The sequence below is a fragment of the Gluconacetobacter sp. genome (genome assembly GCF_047721585.1).
GTDB lineage: Bacteria > Pseudomonadota > Alphaproteobacteria > Acetobacterales > Acetobacteraceae > Gluconacetobacter > Gluconacetobacter dulcium.
On record NZ_JBDNXE010000072.1, the window covers coordinates 1 to 20036 of the forward strand.

General features: G+C 65.6%; 15 protein-coding genes and 2 pseudogenes. 8 read left to right on the plus strand and 9 right to left on the minus strand.

Features of this window, described 5'->3' with window-relative positions; genetic code table 11:
* From ABF821_RS13340 to ABF821_RS13350, 3 genes and pseudogenes are all read right to left on the minus strand, one after another.
* Positions 1-420 (minus strand): annotated as a pseudogene (locus tag ABF821_RS13340) (hypothetical protein); the annotation flags it as partial.
* A 60-nt stretch (positions 421-480) separates the two neighbouring features.
* Positions 481-714, minus strand: coding sequence for a hypothetical protein (locus tag ABF821_RS13345; RefSeq protein WP_183008483.1), 234 nt, complete (start codon positions 712-714; stop codon positions 481-483).
* Between the two features lie 75 nt (positions 715-789).
* The gene (locus ABF821_RS13350; RefSeq protein WP_183008484.1) at positions 790-1311 is read right to left on the minus strand and encodes a terminase small subunit; all 522 of its coding nucleotides are present in this window, start codon (positions 1309-1311) and stop codon (positions 790-792) included.
* Between the two features lie 362 nt (positions 1312-1673).
* Here ABF821_RS13350 and ABF821_RS13355 point away from each other — a divergent pair, with 362 nt between their 5' ends.
* The 6 genes from ABF821_RS13355 (at position 1674) to ABF821_RS13380 (ending at position 9042) form a co-directional block, all read left to right on the plus strand.
* Complete coding sequence (locus ABF821_RS13355) at positions 1674-4028, plus strand: TonB-dependent receptor (protein WP_183008485.1); 2355 nt, start codon at positions 1674-1676, stop codon at positions 4026-4028.
* A 57-nt stretch (positions 4029-4085) separates the two neighbouring features.
* Positions 4086-5285 carry an amidohydrolase family protein gene (locus ABF821_RS13360; protein ID WP_183008486.1) on the plus strand — a complete coding sequence of 400 codons (1200 nt, stop codon included), beginning with the start codon at positions 4086-4088 and terminating at the stop codon, positions 5283-5285.
* Positions 5286-5299: 14 nt separating this feature from the next.
* On the plus strand, positions 5300-6175 hold the full coding sequence (locus ABF821_RS13365; protein WP_183008487.1) for a LysR family transcriptional regulator: 876 nt from the start codon (positions 5300-5302) through the stop codon (positions 6173-6175).
* Between the two features lie 34 nt (positions 6176-6209).
* Positions 6210-7679, plus strand: coding sequence for an NCS1 family nucleobase:cation symporter-1 (locus ABF821_RS13370; protein WP_183008488.1), 1470 nt, complete (start codon positions 6210-6212; stop codon positions 7677-7679).
* 55 nt (positions 7680-7734) lie between these two features.
* Complete coding sequence (locus ABF821_RS13375; RefSeq protein WP_415530333.1) at positions 7735-8424, plus strand: DUF2268 domain-containing putative Zn-dependent protease; 690 nt, start codon at positions 7735-7737, stop codon at positions 8422-8424.
* Positions 8425-8835: 411 nt separating this feature from the next.
* The gene (locus ABF821_RS13380) at positions 8836-9042 is read left to right on the plus strand and encodes a cold-shock protein (protein WP_182950141.1); all 207 of its coding nucleotides are present in this window, start codon (positions 8836-8838) and stop codon (positions 9040-9042) included.
* Between the two features lie 147 nt (positions 9043-9189).
* Here ABF821_RS13380 and ABF821_RS13385 read toward each other — a convergent pair.
* Positions 9190-9462: pseudogene (locus tag ABF821_RS13385) on the minus strand (SDR family oxidoreductase); the annotation flags it as partial.
* Here ABF821_RS13385 and ABF821_RS13390 point away from each other — a divergent pair.
* Positions 9385-9735, plus strand: coding sequence for a TetR family transcriptional regulator C-terminal domain-containing protein (locus ABF821_RS13390; RefSeq protein ID WP_415530334.1), 351 nt, complete (start codon positions 9385-9387; stop codon positions 9733-9735). The pseudogene ABF821_RS13385 and the gene ABF821_RS13390 overlap by 78 nt on opposite strands.
* A gap of 58 nt (positions 9736-9793) precedes the next feature.
* Here the strand turns inward: ABF821_RS13390 and ABF821_RS13395 are convergent, their stop codons facing one another.
* From ABF821_RS13395 to ABF821_RS13405, 3 genes are all read right to left on the minus strand, one after another.
* Positions 9794-10897, minus strand: coding sequence for a linear amide C-N hydrolase (locus ABF821_RS13395; RefSeq protein WP_415530335.1), 1104 nt, complete (start codon positions 10895-10897; stop codon positions 9794-9796).
* A 752-nt stretch (positions 10898-11649) separates the two neighbouring features.
* The gene (locus ABF821_RS13400; protein ID WP_415530336.1) at positions 11650-13554 is read right to left on the minus strand and encodes a CocE/NonD family hydrolase; all 1905 of its coding nucleotides are present in this window, start codon (positions 13552-13554) and stop codon (positions 11650-11652) included.
* A gap of 36 nt (positions 13555-13590) precedes the next feature.
* Positions 13591-16011, minus strand: a complete 2421-nt coding sequence (locus tag ABF821_RS13405) for a TonB-dependent receptor (protein ID WP_415530337.1) — start codon at positions 16009-16011, stop codon at positions 13591-13593.
* Between the two features lie 129 nt (positions 16012-16140).
* On the opposite strand from ABF821_RS13405, the gene ABF821_RS13410 reads away from it, so the two are divergent.
* Positions 16141-17034 (plus strand): LysR family transcriptional regulator, encoded by an 894-nt coding sequence (locus tag ABF821_RS13410; RefSeq protein WP_415530338.1) that lies wholly within the window; start codon positions 16141-16143, stop codon positions 17032-17034.
* A 166-nt stretch (positions 17035-17200) separates the two neighbouring features.
* On the opposite strand, the gene ABF821_RS13415 is transcribed toward ABF821_RS13410, so the two are convergent.
* Positions 17201-17737, minus strand: coding sequence for a cupin domain-containing protein (locus ABF821_RS13415; protein ID WP_415530339.1), 537 nt, complete (start codon positions 17735-17737; stop codon positions 17201-17203).
* A 64-nt stretch (positions 17738-17801) separates the two neighbouring features.
* A partial coding sequence (locus tag ABF821_RS13420) for a topoisomerase (protein ID WP_415530340.1) occupies positions 17802-20036 on the minus strand: 2235 nt, incomplete at its 5' end.

Sequence of the window (20036 nt, forward strand, 5' to 3'; positions counted from 1 at the left end):
CCCCTGCACCGCCTCGATGATCGCCCACGGCACTTCCCGCGCCTCGTTCACCCACGCGCCGGTCAGTTCCAGCGACAGCAGGTTCCCCACCTGGTCCGGCCGATCCAGCGCCCGGAACAGCAATTCGATCTCGGCCGGCTTCTCGTCCCCTTCCGCCACCATGCGGTTGATCACATAGGAATGCTCGGTCGGCTTCCACCGCCCGAAACGCATCGGCGGAAACCACTGATGCACGGTGCGGATGGTGGTATCCTCAAGCTGCCGGTAGGAATTGCGGATCACCGCCCACCGCGACCGCCGCACCCCATCCGCCCCCGGCGCCTGCCGCAACCCCCGCAGCACGATTTCCCAGACGCAGCCGGAGCTTTTCCCGGACCCGAACGGCCCCATCAATCCCCTGATGAAAGCGTCCGATTCCATAAAACGCCGGATCGTCGGCACCGACTCCCGATTATACCCCAGCACCAAACCCCGGCGCCCTCAGCGCCCCTTGCCCACGCGATGCGGGCCATGATCGGGCAAAGGCGCCGCCGCCATCCGTCCCCCGCGCGGACGCGGCGCGGGCGCGGCCGCGCGCTCATGGTCCTTCAGCATGCCGCCATCCGCCGTCCCGCACGCCCCACGCCTCGGCGCGCCGGTCAGCTTTCCGACACCGAAATCCTGCGCCTCGCCGGGAATCATCTCGCCCTCGGCCAGTTCTTTGTGCTGTCGCATGAATAGTCTCTCCCGATCTGTTCGCAGGGCTCCGCCCTGCACCCGGAAGGGGGCAGTCGCCCCCTTCACCCCGATTCAGCGAACGACGACGGTGTAGAGGCCCGGCGGGTCGGCTGGCTTGCCGTCGCGGCCCAGATGCTGCTTCACATCCTTCAGCAGGCCGAAATGCCTTGCCAGCAGGTCCAGGCTGGGCGTGCGCGGCGCCAGCCGCACCGTGAAATTGCCCGCCTTGTCCCACGACCAACCCGTAACGGCCGCCCGCACCTCCACCGGCAACGTCGCGATATCCTCCGGCCCCCTCAGCGGATGCGCGGCAATCGTGCCCACATCGTAGAACGCCAGCCGCGTCAGTTCCGCAATCACCCGATCCTGACTGAACTTCGTCCGATCCTGCAACGCCAGTTCCGCCTGACCGATCGCCTCGCGCACCCGCGCCGACCGCAGCAGCTTCCACGCATGCCGGCGCGCATACCCCGCCCCATACCCGGCCCGCATCGCCGCCTGCGTGGTATTCAGGTCGACGAGATACTCCGCGACGAACCGCGCCTGCCGCACGGTCAACCCCCGCGCCTGCTTCTCCTCCGCGTCCGCCGCCATCACCCCCTCCACGTCCCACGGCGCCGACCATATCGCCCGATCCGGGGGCCGGGATATCCTTATTGTCTCCTCCAGCAGCAGCGGATGGTTTGGTTTGTTTTTTACGCGACAAGCCAAAAAATCCCGTCACGCTTCCAGACCCCACCCTCTCCCCCGACTTCGTTCTCCTCCGAGAACATTATCCGCCCGAATCAGTTTGACATCGCGATAAGTAGGTGCCATCTAATTTCATATCGAAATCAATCACCGCTGGATCGGGCGCCACGAGGGGCTCGTCCCGCGCTCCTCCCGCCGCGCCAGGGCGCCTGGAAACGGGCCGCTTCGCGATACCCAACATGATACGAAACAGGAACGAAAAAAGGATGAAACCGATTTCCTTCAAAGTTTCTCTGCTTCTATGCGCAGTCTCGATCGTACCGTTTTCCGCCACAGCCGCAACCGGGCCGAAGGCGCATCCTGCCCCCCACCCGGCCGGCACCCGTTCCGACCCCGAATCCATATCGGTGGTCCGCACCCTGCGCCAGGCATCCGGGTCGGGCCAGATGGTGCGCACCCGTGCCGAAGCCTCGGTCAGCACGGTCGACCGCGCATACATCACCAAACAGGTCGCCAGCGCCGGCGCCCTGAACCTGGTGCAGAACATGCCCGGCGCCAACGTCGCGACCTCCGACGCCTTCGGCATGAGCAACCAGGTCACCATGACGCTGCGCGGCCTCAACCAGCAGGAAATCGGCTTCATGGTCGATGGCACGCCGCAGAACGACCCCAATAACGGCACCATCTACCCCTCGCAGCTCATCGATTCCGAAAACCTGCAAAGCGCGTCGATCACCCAGGGCTCCTCGCCCATCGACACCCCCAGCTATGTCGATCTCGGCGGCCAAGTCAGCTTCAGGACCATCGACCCGTCCCACACATTCGGCGGCTACGCATCGGCCATGTTCGGCACGTGGGATTCCAAGAAGCAGTTCATCCGCGTCAATACCGGCGATATCGGCCATACCGGCATCCGGGGCTGGGTGTCCTTCTCCAATTTCTACGATCAGCACTTCACCGGCCCCGGCACCGACCGCCGCCTGCATATCGACGCGAAATTCGTCAAGGAATGGGGTCAGGGCAACCGCGTGGCGGCCGTCTTCACCTGGGCCGACCAGACGATTTCCAATTACTACGAACCCACGCTCGCGCAGTGGAACGCCAACGGCCGCTCCAACTATTACAGCCCCACCTACATCCGGGGCGGCTCCCCCGCCGCCTACGCGGCCTACTGGCGCATGTACCAGAACCCGTGGGAAGATTTCAATATCGGCCTCCCCTCCACCTTCCGCCTGACAAAGCACATCACCGCCGATGTCGAGCCCTATTTCTTCCACGGCTCCGGCGGCGGCCTCAGCGGCACCACCCTGCCTACGGGCGGCTATTACTGGGGCAACCAGTTCGAGGCCCCCGGCTCCGCCCTCCCCGGTGCCAGCGGCGGCCAGGCCCCCGCCGTCCAGCGTTACCTCAATTCCCCCTACCGCACCGGCTTCGTCGACAAGCTCAACTGGACACAGGGCAGGAACACCCTCACGCTCGGAAGCTGGTACGAATACGACGATTTCTCCAACTGGATCGACTATACCCCCGTCACCGCCAGCGGCGCACCGCAAGGCCCACGCGGCACCGATCCCACGGTCATGATGGCCAACGGCCGCCCGCTGCGCTCGGGGGACTACAACCTCATGACGCAGGTCAACGGCATATTCCTCAACGACCGCCTCAGCCTGCTGCACGACCGTCTGCAGATCACAGGCGGCATCAAGACCGTCATGGTCAACCGCGTCGGCACCAACCACATCCCCGGCACCGATTACCGCACCCACGACAACAGCTTCCAGCCGCTGCCGCGCCTGATGGTCCGCTACGACATCAATCACGAGCATCAGGTGTTCTTCAACGTCACCACCGGCTTCCGCGCCCCGCTGGGCACCAGCTTCTTCGGCAGCACCAGCCCCGCCACCGGGCAGGTCACCTCCCTGGGCGCCGGCCAGCAGAAAGACGAATACTCCATCGCCGAGGAAGTCGGCTACCGCTACCAGGGCCGCCAGATCCTCGGCAGCGTCACCTTCTTCAACTACAATTTCACCAACCGCCAGATCGCCACCCAGACCTATATCGGCAACCTGCCCGTCTCCACCACGATCAACGAGGGCGGCCAGACCTCACGCGGCGTCGATATCGAACTGGGCACCATCCCCTTCATGCATTTCAGCCCCTACGCCTCGTTCGAATATCTGCACACCACGATCGACAACGATTTCAGGGTCGGCAACGACTCCCTGCCCACCAGAGGCAAGACGGCGGTGCAGAGCCCCCGTTTCCAGGCATCCTTCGGCCTGTCCTATGACGACGCGCTGTTCTTCGGCAATTTCGGCTTCAAATATCTCTCGTCTCAATATTCAACCTTCATGAACGACGAGAAGATGCCCGCCCAGACCCACGGCGACATGACGATCGGCGTCTACCTCCCGTCCTACCGCTACATCAAGCACCCGAAATTCCAGCTCAACTTCGTCAATCTGTGGGATACCCACTACCTGGCCGGCCTCGGCTCGGTGCTGCCCAACGCCCAGGCCACACGCGGCGTCAACGGCACCATCATCAACGCCGCCGGCTCGCCGACCTACATCATCGGCGCGGGCTTCACCGTCGCCGCCCAGCTTTCCACCGAATTCTGACCCCGATCGGTCCGGTCGCAACAAAAAACATAAATACCAGACAGGCTATCACACCCTATGGACCTCATTATCCGGAACGTCCGCCTCGCCGCCCGCCCGGCACCGCTCGATATCGGCGTCGCCGCCGGGCGGATCGCCGCGCTTCACCCCCACATCCCATCCACCGCCCCCGTCGAATTCGACGGGGGCGGCAGTCTGGCTTTCCCCGGTTTCGTGGAAAGCCACATCCATCTCGACAAGGCCGCCACCCTGCATCGCTGCGGCACCGACGGCACCACGCTCGCCACCGCCATCCGCAAAATCACCGAACTCAAGGCCAGCTTCACGGTGCAGGACGTGCATGACCGTGCCGTCCGTGTCCTGCGCGATGCCGTCACCCACGGCACCACGGTCATGCAAAGCTTCGTCGAGGTCGATCACGCCGCCGGCCTGCGCAGCCTGGAAGCCCTGCTGACCCTGGCGGCGGAAGCCCGCCACGCCATCGACCTGCGCCTGTGCGCCTTCGCGCAGGACGGGCTGACCCAGCATCCGGACGGCGAAGCCCTGCTGGACGAAGCCCTGCGCCTCGGCGCCCAGAGCGTCGGCGGCTGCCCCTACACCGATCCGGACCCGGAAGAACAGATCCGCCGCATCCTCGCCCTCGCGGCAAGGCACGACTGCAACGCCGATTTCCACATCGATTTCGACCTCGACCCCACGGCCAGCGCCCTGCCCGCCCTCATCCGCCACGTCATCGAGACCGGCTATCAGGGCCGGGTGGCCATCGGCCACGCCACCAAACTCTCCGTCCTGCCCGAAGACGAGCAGACGGCCATCCTGGAAGGATTGCTGGCCGCCGACATCGTGCTGACGGCCCTGCCGGCCACCGACCTGTTCCTCATGCGCGGCAGCATGGCCCCGCTGATGCGCTACGCCCGCATGGGCGGCCGCTGCGCGCTGGCCACCAACAACATCGTCAACCCCTTCACCCCCTTCGGCGACGCCAACCTCCTGCGCATGGGCAATCTCTTCGCCAACATCACCGGCGCGTCGTCCGATGCCGATCTGTCCCTGATCTGGGACATGCTCACCACCTCCCCCGCGTCCTCGCTGGGCGTGCCAGCCACGATCGCCGAGGGCGCCCCCGCCAACATCGTGCTGATCGACGCCCCCGACACGGCCACGGCGGTGCGCGAACTGCGCCCCGTCCTCGGCGGCTGGAAGGCCGGGGTCTGGACCTTCGTCCGTCATCGTCCTGAAATGAAGGCTCCGTTCTGAAACAGGAATCCATCATGGACGACGCCCGAGACCTCGACCCCCAGCAGCTCCGCTCCTTCCTGGCGGTGGCGGAGACCCTGCATTTCACCTCCGCCGCCCGCCGTCTCGGCATCGTCCAGTCCACCGTCAGCCAGCATGTCAGCCGCCTGGAACAGGCCGTCAACCGCACGCTCCTGGTCCGCAGCACCAAGCAGGTCACGCTGACGCAGGACGGCCATATGATGATCGCCCTCGCGCGCGACATTCTCTCGGCGCAGGACCGCGCGCTCACCTGGTTCGACCGCTCGGTGATCCGCGGCTATATCCGCCTCGGCATCTCCGAAGACCTGACGATGACCCGCCTGCCGGAAATCCTGGGCATCTTCCGCGAGAAATACCCCAAGGTCGACGTCCATCTTCGCGTCGGCCTCAGCGGCTCGCTCCAGAACGATCTCGACACCGGCTCGGTCGACCTGCTCTGCACCAAGCGCCGCATCGGCGACGCACGCGGCACCACCATCTGGCGCGAGCCCCTCACCTGGTTCGGCAACTGGGAGCCCGGCACCCCGCTGCCGCTGGTCGTGTTCCCCGAGCCCGCCATCACCCGCCTGATCGCGCTCGAATGCCTCAACGCGGCGGAAATCCCCTGGTACGTCGCCTTCACGTCCGAAAACCTCACGGCCCTGCTCGCCGCCGTCCGCGCCGGCTACGGCGTCACCGCGCAATCGTCCTTCCTCAGCCAGTACGACCGCTCGCTTCCCGTGGCCGAGGGACTACCCGAAACGCCGGAGGTCGATTTCATCGTCATCGGCAAGACCGAAACGCTCGAAGGCCCCGTCAAGGCCCTCGCCGACACCATCGCCGCCCATTCCCGGCAGATCACCCCCCGCATCACCCGACGCCGGGCCTAGCGCCCCGGCGTCGGGCCAAAACCGGAAAGACCCCATGCTGGACACCACCCAGACCGTCCGAGACCCCCTGCTGTGGAATCCCGACATCGCGCCCCTGCCCCCGCAGAAACGCGACTGGACCTGGGTCACCCTCGCCGCGGTCTGGATGGGCATGGTCCATAACGTGGTGGCCTACGAGGCCGCCGCCGGGCTGATGGCCGTCGGTTTCTCCGCCCTCCAGTGCCTGCTGATCGTCTGGACGGCCTATTGCTCGCTGTTCGCCGCCATGTGGTTCAATGCCCGTGCCGGCACCGAATGGGGCATCCCCTTCTGCGTCCTGATCCGCAGCGCCTTCGGCCCGCGCGGGGCCGTCATCCCCGTCGCCATCCGCGCCGTGGTCGCCATCTTCTGGTTCGCCGTCCAGTCCTACGCGGCGTCCGAGGCGCTCGACGCCATCCTCGCCAGCCTCTGGCCGGCATGGGACAGCCTGCGCCTCCCCGGCAGCGGCACATCGCTGGGCCTGTGGCTGTCCATGGCGCTGGTGTGGGGCCTGCACGCCCTCGTCGCCGCCCACGGCATGCACCGCATCCGCAATTTCGAGCTGGTCGCCGGCCCGCTGGTCCTCGTCGTCGCCGGCGCCGCTTCCCTCTGGGCCGTCAGGATCTGCCACGGCACCGGCCCGCTCTTCGCCATTCCGTCCACGCTTCACGGGTCGGCGCTGTTCCTCAAGGGCGGGGCCACCGTCACCAGCATCATCGGCATCTGGGCCTCGTTCGCGGTCAATATCCCCGATCTCAGCCGCTTCGTCCGCTCACAGCGCGACCAGGCCATCGGCCAGCTCATCGGCCTACCCGTCACGGCCGTCATCTTCACGCCGATGAGCATCCTCATCACCTCGGCCACCATCGTCACCTTCGGAAAACCGATGTGGAATCCGGTCGAAATCCTGACACAGATCCACAGCACGCCCCTCACGCTCATCGGCGGCACCACGATCATCATCGCCGCCCTGTCGGTCAACGTCGCCGGCAACATCGTGCCCGCCGCCTACGACCTGCTCAGCCTGTTCCCCCGCCGCCTCGATTTCGACCGCGCGGGCATCGCGGTCATCCTGCTCGGCCTGCTCGCCGCCCCCTGGATGTGGTTCGACCATCCGCAGGCCGTCTTCGCCCTTCTCGGCATCCTGTCCGCGATCCTGGCCCCCATTACCGGCATCATGCTGGCCGATTACTACCTCGTCCGCCGCCAGACGCTGGACCTCCCGCAACTCTACAGCTTCACCGGCCTCTATGCGGGCCGGCATGGCTGGCGCCCGTCCGCGCTGGCCGCCACCGCCCTGACCCTGCTGCTCATCCTGCCCCCGACCCTCTTCCCGGCGGGCACCTTCCCCGGCCAGGACGCCATCAACGCCGTCTCCTGGTTCCTCGGCATCCTCGCCGGCGGCGGCCTCTACCGCGCCTTCAACCGCACCCCCCGCCCCGCTGACGCACCAAGGCCCTCCGCCTTCACAGCCATGCCCGATTGACAGCACAAACGCCCGCTCCGCATCCTGCGCCCTCCAGGGCGCGGGAACGGACCACATGCACAACTGGCACCTCCACTGGCTGCGCGCCACCGGCAACCTCGACGCGCAACAGGCCGGCATCCAGGCCGCCATCGCACAAGCCCATACCCTGCTCTCCACCCAACTGCCGCCGCCGCCGCTCGATATCCTCATCCAGCCCGCCCGCCCCGGCACCATTCCCGAAATCGGCATCGGCGGCCGCGCCTGGCACGCCCGGCTGGTGTCGCTCACGATCGACCCCGCCAATCCCAACACGGCCGCCACCATCGTCAACGGCACCCTGACGCGCGAGATGCTGCACGAGGCCCACCACACCCTGCGCATGGCCGGCCCCGGCTACGGCCGCACCTTCGGCGAAGCCCTGGTCAGCGAGGGCCTCGCCTGCCACTTCGCCCACACCCTCAGCCAGATGCCACCCGCCCCCTGGGAGGGCGCCATCGACCGCCCCGCGATCCTGCAACGGCACGACCGCCTGCCGCCCATGGCCGCCACCGGCTACGACCACGCCCGCTGGTTCTTCGGCACCGCCGACATCCCCCGCTGGTTCGGCTACACGCTGGGCTGCGCAATTGTCCAAACCTGGCGCGACACCGCCGGCCCCCTGTCCGCCGAACGCTGGATCACCGTCCCGGTCACGGAAATCATCGCCGCCGCCCGCGCCACCGGCCTGCTGCCGCCCGACAGGGCGGACATCGCGCCGGCGTAATCCCATCCCACGTCACCGGTGGCAAAGGTGGGAAAGTCGGGCTCCTCCCCCGCCGGTCCTCCCGGATTGGCAGGGCCAGTTTCCCTCCCTCAAGGGCTTCAACCTCACCATTCCCACCTCTCCCACCGGGCCGGCAGAGAGAATTTCCGTTACCAGAACTGGTCGTTTTCTGTTGGTTTTCGGCATAACGCCGCATATAATCAACGGTATAGAAACTATTTCCAATGTAATGGATCATGAAGGAGGCAAGAATTTTTTGCTTGCTTCCAAAATTTATTCATGTGTAGATGGCGATGGTGGATGCTTTTATGAGGATCTCTGACGCGCGTTGCGTCGGCGCTGTCCCGTGACAAGTTACGATTGCGTACACGTTTTGTATGTACCACCGCACTACAGTAAAGGAGCCTCGTTATGACAACAGGCACCGTAAAATGGTTCAACTCCACCAAAGGCTTCGGCTTCATCCAGCCCGAGGACGGCACTGCGGACGTATTCGTCCACATCACCGCTCTTGAGCGCGCTGGCATGGCCACCCTCAACGAGGGCCAGAAGATTTCGTATGAAATCGAGGCTGGCCGCAATGGCAAGAAGTCCGCGGTCAATCTCAAGGCTGCGTGAAGGTTCCGCCAGCGGCACCCTCGGAAAACCGCCCTTCGGGGCGGTTTTTTTATGCGCGGGACACAATCCCAGGCACAAGCCGGCCCCGGCACCGCAGCACGAGGGCCGCAGCACCAGGACCGACCCCACGACATTGGCGCTCCGCGTCCCCTCCGTCTCGACCAAACCCGGATTGATGGCATTGACGCGGATCTGCCTCGGCCCGAGTTCCCGCGCCAGCGTCCCGGTCATGGCATCGACCGCCCCCTTCGTCCCGTTATAGACGACCGAATTGGGCGGCGTGATCCGCGACACGACGGAGCCGATATTGATGCTGCTGCCCCCACCTGGCCGGACGCATAATTGACGACGACGGCCGCCTCCCAGTTCACCCGCGACGACCAGCCGGCCGGCTGCATGATCGCCACCGCCGCCACTCAATGCGCCCCGAATCAGGCCCGCCTGCGCGATCTCCTGACCACCCGGCGCACCGAGGCCGAAGCCGCTCTGGTCACCCGCCTGCGCGCCGGCATCACTTCAGGCGACCTCCCGGCCGAGGCGGATATCGAAGCCACGGCCGCCTTCTACAGCGTCCTCCTGCGCGGCATGAGCCTGCTGGCGCGCGGCGGCGCGCCAAGGGAAAGGCTGCTCACAATCGCCGATATCGGCCTGCACGCCTGGCCCGCCCCCCCACAGTCCGGAAGCATCTCTTAAAAGGCCGTCCGGGCCTGCCCCTGCCGGCTCTTCAGCGGCCGGCAGGCAGAGGGCAGCCTCATTCCTCGCCGGCCTTCAGCACGCAGCACTGTGCCCGCAGCGGCGGCGCGATGCCGAGAAATTTGAACGGCGCCGCCGGCCTGAACTGCGCGTTCGCCACGCCGGAATAGATATTGGTCTGGTTCGGCCCAAGCTCCAGCTTCATCACTTTCCCGGTCTTCTCCGAGAAATCGAGCGTTTTCAGATCCACCCAGAAGATATTCGGCGTCAGGACCGATTCGAAGAAATACAGCCTGCGCTTCTGGTCGGCGACCGTCCGCCAGCGCGTCGACGAAATATTGGGCTGGTCGGGCGTCGTGATGCCGAACGGCACCGACACATTGCGGATCACGCTGAACACGCTGGCAATCGCCTCGACCGGGCTCTCGCTTTTCGGAATCGCGTTGACATAGAAGGCGGCCCGCGCAAACCGGTCGGCGGCGCGGTTGGTGCCGGGCAGCATCACCGTGCCGCCGATATCCTTCCAGTAGGCGTTCAGGGCAAGCTGCTTTTCGAAACTCGGCGAATTGGTCATCACCTGATAGTCGCGGCTATGGTGAATGACCTGCTTCCCGTCGATATATTCGATGATCGCACTGTCGCCCGAGGCATCGGAGAGCGACAGATGCAACGTGGCCAGCCGCGTCTCGCCGGGCACGTTCGCCGTGACGATCGTAAAGGGCTCCTTCGCCAGCGTATCCACGGCTTCCTGCACGGTGGCGAAATTATCCAACACGTACTGTGCCCACGCCGCGATCGACAATCCCTTTTTTGTACCGTCATATTTCGGATATTCGGACTCGACCAGCCACAGCACGTTGGCGACCAGCCCGGCCTCGTTCATGCCATCCGTGGTGGAGATATCGTAGCCGGAGGCAATGACGCTGCCATATTTCGATGTCCAGACGACAGAATGCGCCCCGGCCTCCCCCGAGCGCCGCATCCCGCGCGGAAAGACCCAGAGATTGGTCGCGACATCGGTTTTCCAGTCCATCGACCGGGCCGTGATCACCTCATTATCCGCGCCATGATAGACAAAGCGCGTACAGGCTTCGACCACCGGCGCGGCCAGCAGACCAGCCGAAAGAGCGGCGGCAACGCAGGTTGCGACAAGCTGGCGCATTTTCCGACCTTTCAGTCCGTATTCGGCTCGTTTCCATCGTTTTCAGAGCCTGACCGAAAATGCGCGTCGGATCGCCGCCGGCGCGCATTTTCGGTCAGGCTCCCAGACAATAGGAATATCATCGCTCCTTCCGTGTCAAAGGAATCAGGCCGCCCAGCCCGCGCATCAGCATGACTGGCCATGAATCATCCAGATTTTCTCGCGCCTCCAACCCCGGAAATGGCCAGCCCCCGCGCGTCCTTCACCTGAAGCGGCAGGGCCGGTCCACCGTCGGCACCTCGTCCACCTGCGCCCCCCTGTGCTCTGCCACGAAAGAAACGCTCCCTCTCCGAACGCGGCCGCTGATTGCCGATATGCGGGAAGAATGGCAACCACCCGACCGTCGCATCGAGGCATTTGGCAGCGAATATGCCCCTGCCGCCCGACAGAACGAGGCGGCGCACTTCCTGCCGCCCATCCCGGCCGGTGGCATTTCTTGAACGCGTCGGCACTGGCCCACCAATCGGGGATGCGGAAACAGTCCGCCCGCGACTGCGGCGCCCACTCAATATACCGTTGAATACAGGAATGCGGCGCAGAGAAAGATTCGCAGGGCTTTTTCGTCCCCCCTCGGGCAGGCACGGCGCCCGCCCAAGCATCCCTACTCCGGGCCTGCCCTGCCACGCGACCGGGTCACGGCCAGCTCCCCGCGAAGGCACGCCGGGATCGGCGGCCGCGACCCATGCCGCGCACCGCCTTCGCGCCCCTAAGCCTCAATCCGCAGGCGGATGATCGATCCCCGCTCCCGCGACGGCAGCCGGAAGGACCGGAAGAATGACGGCCGATCGATGCGTGTCGTCATGCCAGATGGTCTGATGGGCGGTCACCACCGTCCGGGCAGTCGCCAAAGGCTCCCCGGTATTGGGATTGGGGGCGAACTGCGGATAGTCGCTGGACGAAATCTCCAGCCGGATTCGATGCCCAGCCTTGAACAGGTTGGAGGTCGGCCAGACCTTGATGTGATATTCGTAAACCTGTCCGGGCACGATCGGGGTCGGATGGCTCAGCGACTCCCGATAAGCGGCGCGGATAATGCCGTTATTCAGGTTGATCGCACGCCCGTCGGGTCCGACATCCAGCAGCTTGGCGGTAAAATCGGTATCCTTGGCATCCGTCGTCGCAAACAGGTCGACCGTGATCGGCCCCGTGACGTTCATCGCCTCCACCAGCGGCGCGCTCGTATAGACCAGGATGTCCGGCCGCTGCTCGATGGCGGACTGGTCGAACTGCCCCTGCGGTCCCGACGTCCAGGAACAGCAGGAATGCCCCCCCAGGCTAGGCACCGGGTTGGCGGGATCATAGACGAAACGATCCGCCGCCGCGCCACGCGGCCTGGCGGTCGTCAACCCGCCATCGCCCATGGACGAATTGGCCCGCCCCTCGCTGCCCAGATACCAGGTGACATAATGCGTGCCCGCGATCGGAAACGACGTTGCGCTATGCCAGCGATTTTCCCCCATCGTGAAATAATCGACGCGCGGACCATCGGCAAAGCCGTTCGCCTGCCCCTTCAGCACATGGTCGAGAAACCGCACGGTCAGTTCGTTGACCGGGCTGTCGGCAACCGGACCGATATCCTTGAGCCGCGGACTGACGACGGCATCGGGGCGCCCCCACCCGATATGCTCCCACGGCCCGATCACCAGGCGCTGGTTCGCCCGCGCCGCCGCACTCCCGCCGGAAGCGCGCATACCGTTGAAATTGTTGACCGCACCGTTCAGGAACGAATCATACCACCCGTCGAAGGCCAGGACCGGCACCTTGACGCGGTCGTAATGGGTGCGGATCTGGAATGCCTCCCAGAAACTGTCCCGCGCCGGATGGGCAACAGTGTCGTAGAAATAGGGCGCGACCTCCGGCTTGTCGGGGTGAAGCGGCGGGAACGCACCGTAGGGCGTAAAGGCCAGCCAGATCGACGGATTCTTGCCATCGGCGAACAGGCTCTTCGCCAGCGCCTTGTCGCCCCGATTGGCAGCGGCGCTGGACGCGATGGTCTCCAGGATCCAGGGTTCGATGAAGGCCAGGCGGAATGCCCCGTCCTCATAGCTCCAGCCGTCATAGTAATCGTCGCCGGTATTGGACGGAATGATCGCCTTCAGCGCCGGGGGCGTCGCGGTGGCGGCCAGCCATTGCGTCGCCCCGACATAGGACGAACCGTACATCGCCACCTGCCCGTCCGCCCCAGGCAGGGCCGCCGCCCATTGTACGGTGTCATACCCGTCATCGCGATCGTAGCGATATTCGTAGAAGGTACCGCCCGATTTCCCCTGCCCTCTTATGTCCTGCACCACGACGATATAGCAATGCGACGCGAACCAGGCGGGCGATTGAAAGCGCGACGGCTGCACTTGCGCCGCTTCCTTGCCGTACTGCGTACGCATCAGCAGCACCGGCACCTTGCCGGACGTGCGCGGCGTATAGACATCGGCGCGCAGGACAGTGCCGTCGCGCATCGTCGCCGGCACGTCCACCGCCTTGCTGACCGGGCATGACCCGCTGCCCGCGCTGCTGGGCCACGCGACCGGCGCCGCGAGGGCGGCGGGGGCGAATGCCAGGCCGGCCAGCGCGGTCGACGCGACGATGGCGGAGAGGCGAGCGGCAGACCGCAAAGACTTCATGCGTCTCATATCCTGAAAATACCCCGAAAAATTCTGTCAGAAACCGGTGCTCAACGACGCGACGACGGCCACGCCACCAGCACTGAGATAGAGCGGGGAAGACCCGGCGATGGTGGTGCCGTACCTGCCGCGCGTCGCCTTGGCATTGGTCGAAATACTCTGCACGCCCGACAGGTAGTTCTTGGCGCCGATATTGACGACATTCAACTGAAACTGCGGATGCTCGGCAAACCATACCCTGTGCATGCGATAGCCCAGTGTGATGTTGGCGGTCTCGTAGGCCGGCAGTTTCTCGTCATCCATGATCGCGGAATATTGCGATCCGACATAGTTGAAATTGAAATTCCCGAAGATCGATCCATCGTCGTACGCGATCCCGACGGCGGCCGAGAATTTCGGGCTCTGCACCGCGATCTTGCCCCGCGTGGGCAGCAGGTCGTTGCCCTTGTGGATATCGTTGTCCGTCGTCGCATGCAGGTACTGGGCCGATACATACGGACTCCAATGGTGCCAGGGACGCAGGCCGATTTCACCCTGTGCCCCGCGCGATGTCTTGCCGCCCGCCTCGATCGGCGACGGCAGCGGAATGCCGTTGATATATTGCGACGACGTGATCTGGTTGTTGGTGATGTTATAGTTGAACAGCGAGACGGAGATATTGACGGTGGAATAGTGACGGTAGCCGATCTCCTCGCCGATCGCATATTCCCCCTTCAGCGACGATTGCTTGGACGCCGGACGCGGGCTGGAGGTCGAGAACACCTCGCCATAGACCTGCACGGATGCCGGCGCGCGGTAGGAGGTCGTTCCGTCGATATAGATCTGGTCGCGCGGCGTGATCTTGAAGCTGGCGGACACCTGCGGCAGCGGTTGGGCATAACTGCCGCCGACCTTGTAGTGCGTGGCGCCGGGAATCAGGTTGGTGGCCCAGCGGGTGATCATCAGGTAACGCAGCCCGCCTTCCAGCGTCAGGCGCCCACCCAACAGCTTCAGTTCGTCATCGACGAAGATCTCGTTCATCTGATGCTTGAAGTTCATGTCGAGCGTTCTGTACTGGCGGCCGTCCGGCAGCGCCACCATGTATTTGTTGTAGCGGTTGGCAATGCCGCCGTCATAGCCGACGGGGGCGTAGTAGATGGGCTCCTCCAGACCGATATAGGTATAGATGTATCCGGCGCGGAACGTATTGACGCCCTCTTTCCATGTCAGCGCATTATTCACGAATCCGATCTTCTGCGGTACCGGATTGATGCTCGACGCCGTCATGACGCCATTGGTCTGGTAAGGCAGGTTCAGGTCGGCGATCGGCTCGCTGCCGAAATACGACCCCTTGTCCTTGATGGTGACGCCACCGAAATAGAATTCGGAATAATTCATATAGGCCGGCGTCACGTCCAGCGACACCGATTGGCTCAGCTTCAGCTTCACCGGGGCGATCAGCACGGTCGAGCGGCGCTGGTATTGCTGCAAGCCGATCCAGTTCGTGTTCCCCGGAGAATATTCCTTGGTATAGTTGAACGAGGTCCCGTACTGCTTCCACTGCGCCATGGTCGCGGGGCGATAATTGCCCTGCTGCCAGTTGTCGTAGGAAAATATCAGGCCGGCGCTGCTTCCCTCGCCCCAGTTCTTGATGATCTTCGAATCGACATGGTATTTCTTGAACATACCCGACCCGCGCCACTGGTCGTTGGTCGTCGAGGAAAACGAGGCGAACGCTTTCACCCCGCTGTGGCCGATCTCGCCGGTATCGTAGCGGATGAATTCCCGTTGCAGCGATTTCGATCCGAAACTGAAATCGACCATCCCTCCCCGTCGGTCCAGCGGCCCGCGCAGGGCCACGGTCACCAGGCCGCCGACATCGTTATAGACCGGGGCACCGATATCGGGCGCCCCCTGCGCGACCGTGACCGACTGGATATTGTCGGTATCCACCATCGCCTGCGTATAGGGCGTGTAGTTGATGCTGTCGTTCAGCGGAATCCCTTCATAGACGAAGCCGATTTCCGCCTGTTGCAGTCCCCGGATCGACATCGCGGTATTCGACTGCCCCAGCGGGTCCGTGCTGGCCGAAATAACCCCCGGCAGGGCCGCGATCATGGCGATGGCATTGCCCGTCGGCGCCTGCTTGGCGATGAAATCGCGCGTGACCGTGCTTTGCGAGCGCGCCGTGGTCTGGCGCGCCATCAGGCCGCCGCCGGGCGTGGTGTTGGTCACGCCATTGGCGCTGCGAATCCCCCCGACGACCGAGACATCCTCCCCCTTGGGGGCGGGAATGCTCCTCGCCGCCGACGGCGCGGTCGGCCGTGATGCCGTCGGCGCGGCCGGGGCGGCGGCGTGCCCGGCGGAACTGGCCGTCTCCTTGCCGGCATGACGTGGGGGCCGCGCATGTGCGACGACGGAAACCAGCGCGGTCGAAACCAGCAGCAACGCGGCGGGGTGACGGGACGAACGTATCAATGACCGTGTCCTCAAACGAAAATTGGCAGGGTGCGGTGTGATTTCGCACCCGTATTGTTTTTGATTTGAATATGTATGGTCAAATAACGAATTTTCTGATTTATTATAGACCGCATGAATATCTCGCGGATGGATCTCAATCTCGCCCAGGTGTTCCTCGCCCTGTGGCACGAACGCAGCGTCAGCCGGGCGGCGATCCGGCTGGCGCTGACCCAGCCGGCCGTCAGCGCATCCCTGCGGCGCCTGCGCGTTCAATGCGGCGACGAACTGTTCGTCCGCACCCGCTACGGCATGCAGCCCACGTCGCGGGCGACGGAGATCGCATCCGTGCTGGACGAATGCGTGGACACCATGCGCATCGCGCTGGGCAAACCGGGCGAATTCGACCCGGCGTCTTCCACCCGCAGCTTCGTGGTCGGATACGACGGCGGCGTGGATTACGCGCTCGGCTCGCAGTTGATGGCCAGGGTCCGCGAAGTCGCCCCCAACGTGACGCTGACCGCCCGCACGGTGGCACCGGGCACGATGAATCTGACGCTGGACCGCAAGGAAATAGACCTCGCCGTCACGATCTACCCGCTGACGCGCCCCGATTACGCCACGATATCGCTGACCTCGTACCGCATGGTGTGCGTCGGCAACCCGGCCCTCGTCAACCTGCCGGACAGTCTGCAACTCGAAGAACTATGCCAGTGGGACCAGATCCTGATCGAGGGCGCCCGCCAGCATAGCGCCTTCGACCATGCCCTGCGCAATCTTGGATTCAGTCGCACCATCCGGCTGGTGGTGCCATCCTTCGGCCACCTGCCGCTTCTTCTCGGCAAATCGCGCACGGTCGCGGTCGTGCCGGAATATATCGCCCGCGCCTTCGGCGAGATGACGGATCTCCGCATCGCCAGCCTGCCCGACATCATCGGCCCGCGCGATGTCCGCCTGCTCTCGCCACTCACCATCGGAGGCGACGCCGGCCTGCATTGGCTGCAAAGCATGATTCTCGATCTGCACGCCATCTGGTCCGCCTGACACCGGCGCGCCATGCCCGACGTGGCGCATGGCACCACCAGATATACATCGTCCTTATATAACGGAATCTACTGTTTTATGAACAATCTCTGGCAGCATCCCGAAGCCGGTCCGCCAAGGCACGCCGACGATATGTCCGCGTCGGGCAGGCATCGCAGCCACGCCCTCATTTGAAGCGGCAGGGCTGGTCCACCGTCGGCGCCGCATCCACCTGCACCACCATCAGTTCCACCGGCGCGTCCCCCACATTCCCCGCATCGTGCCCGACATGCCCCTGCTCGTCCCTCCGGCTCAGTTGATCTTCCCCCAGCGACACCTCTCCCGGCCCCATCACCACCTTGTGCCCGTCCATGGCGGTCACATACCATGCGCCCTTCAGCGGAATGATCCATTGCACCTTCGGGTCGGGATGCCAGACGCCATTCCAGTGCGCCGGCTGCACGGTAAAGATCACCTGGGCCGGGCCGCTCTTCAGCCGGTCCTGCCATTGCGGCCCGGCCGGCGCGGACATCGTCTTCAGGTCGAAATCCCGCAGCGGACATTTCGTCATATGGCTGATGCCGTGATGATCGGCCCAGTTGTGCCAGTACCACATCGTCGGGCGCGGCGGCACGTCCTCCGCCCGCGCCGCCCCGGTCGAGGCCGTGGCGAACGCCATCCCCGCCAGCAAGGCCAGCGCCCCGATCCGACCGTCATTCCCCATGGGCACCGCTTCCATTTCCATCAGGGGTCAACGACACGCCACCCGCCAGGGTTGCGGCCCCGCGTCACACCCGCTCGACCGCCCAACGCTTCACGCCGCCATGCGCCATCCCGCATTCCACGATCCGCAGCCCGTCGATCACCCGCCCCCGCCGCGCCAGAAACCACCGCCCCAGGCGGCGGGAATTCAACCGCCCGGCCGGCGTGCCGGCAATGCGCAGCAGCGCATCCCGCAACTCCGCGTGCCGCAACCCGTCGCGATACCCGGCGGCATCCTGCCGTTCCAGCGCCGAAAGATCGTCGATCTCCCGCACCGTCCGCCCGCAATGCCGCCCCACCCCGGCCGCCTCGGCCAGCAGGCCCAGCATCTCGCGCAACTCGCCGCGCTCCGGGTCGTCCTCGCGCGCCGCCTGCATGCTCAGGCACGGATCGGCCCGCCCCAGCCACACCAGCGCCGCCCGCACGGTGCGGCTCCAGCCCTCGAACGAGGCCAGAGGCGGCAGGTCCACCGCCGCCCCGCTTCCCATCCAGGCGCGCAGAATCGTCAGGCAGGCGGCAACATACGCCCCGCGATCGGCCATGATGTCCGCCACCGGATCACGGGCAAACCGGCGCAGTTCCGGCTGCTCGACCCCGGCATCCAGCGTCGCCAGCAACGCCCGCCGCGTCATGTCGCCGCGCACCCGCAGCGCATTGCCGGTGGCGAAGATCACCGCCCGGTTCTCGATCTCGACACTGGACGACGCTCCCAGTTCGCGCAGCCGCAGGATCGGCCGCTCCGTCGCCTGGCACAGCAGGTCCCCGCCCAGTTCCTCGTTCACATTGTCCAGCGACATGATCGGATAGCCCGCCAGCAGCAGCCCGGTCAGGCGCTTTTCCATCTCCGCCACATCCTCGCCCGCGCTGGTCACCGGGCACACCCGCCCGGTCGCGATCACGCTCGCCAGATCCACGAGGAAACTCTTGCCCGACCCCGGCGCGTTGGCCCGAAAGGCAAAGAGCGGACTCACCGGCATCATCCCCCGCGCCACGGTGGTCAGAATCGCCGCCAGCGCCACCGACCGGTCGGCCTCGGCGGCAAAGGGAAACTCCACCAGCAGCCCTTCCAGCAGCGCCAGCGCCGCGTCGGCCGCCGCCCGCGTCGGCTCCGGCAGGCTCAGTTCCAGCGTCGGATCGTCCACATGATAAAGCCGCGTCGCCAGATCATAGCCCGGCGCCATCAGCACCGACCCGTCCGGCCGCAGCGTCGGCGTGGTGATCACCCCGGCCAGCACGGGAAACGGCCACGTCCCCGCCCGGCTCAAAATCACCTGCGCCACCGCCGCCGGCGGGTCGATCGCCTTCCACCCCTGGCTGCGCCGGTCGAACCGCCGCCATTCCACCACCTGGCACAGCAGGTCGGTCAGCGCCGGCACGCCGACATCCATCAGGCACGCCGCCTGCGTCAACCGCCCGTCCGCCGCCGCCACCTCGCGCCGCCCCGGCCGCATCAGACGGGTACCGCGCTGATAAACCGGCGCATTCGCCGCCACCAGCGCCCGTTCCCCGGCACTGGCCACCAGGTCGATCTCCCCGCCGCGTACCGCAATCGGTTCCAGCCCGGCCACCCGCCGCGCCACCACAGGCCCGCCTTGCGCCCCGGCGCGCTTCACGCTGGTGCCGCACAGCACCGGCCCCACCCGCTCGCACAGCCACGCCCGCGCGTCGGGCACGCGCAGATCCGCCGCATCGTCCCCCGGCTCCAGATCGCCGACATCCACCAGCCGCACCGTCGCGGCAATTCCGCCCAGGATGGCGGCAATCTCCGCCGCCGCCTTCGCCCCCGGCGCATCGTGATCGGGCCACAGAATCACATGCCGCCCCGCCAGCACGCTCCAGTCCGCCCGGCCCACATGCCCGCTGCCCGCCGTCCACGTCACGCACGCCATGCGCGGAAACAGGCATTGCGCCGCATCGGCCGCCTTCTCGCCCTCGCACACCAGCACGGTGCGCGCCCGCATCACCCGCTCCAGCCCGTACAGCGAGCGCGGCACGGCGGCATGGCGCGGATGCCAGCCCGTCCGCTCGCCGCCCTCGCCCCGCAGCGTACCCCAGGTCAGCGGCATGATCCGCTTGCGCGCATGCGCCGTCGCATCGCGCCGCACCACATAGCGCATCACCCGCCCGGCGGCATCGCGATAGGCATACACATGGTCCCACCCCGCCAGGTCCGGCATCGGCGCCCCCGGCGGCGGCACGCCGGGCCGCCAATCCTCATCCTCGTCCGGCGCCGCCCGCCGCACCGGCGCGCCCGCCTCCAC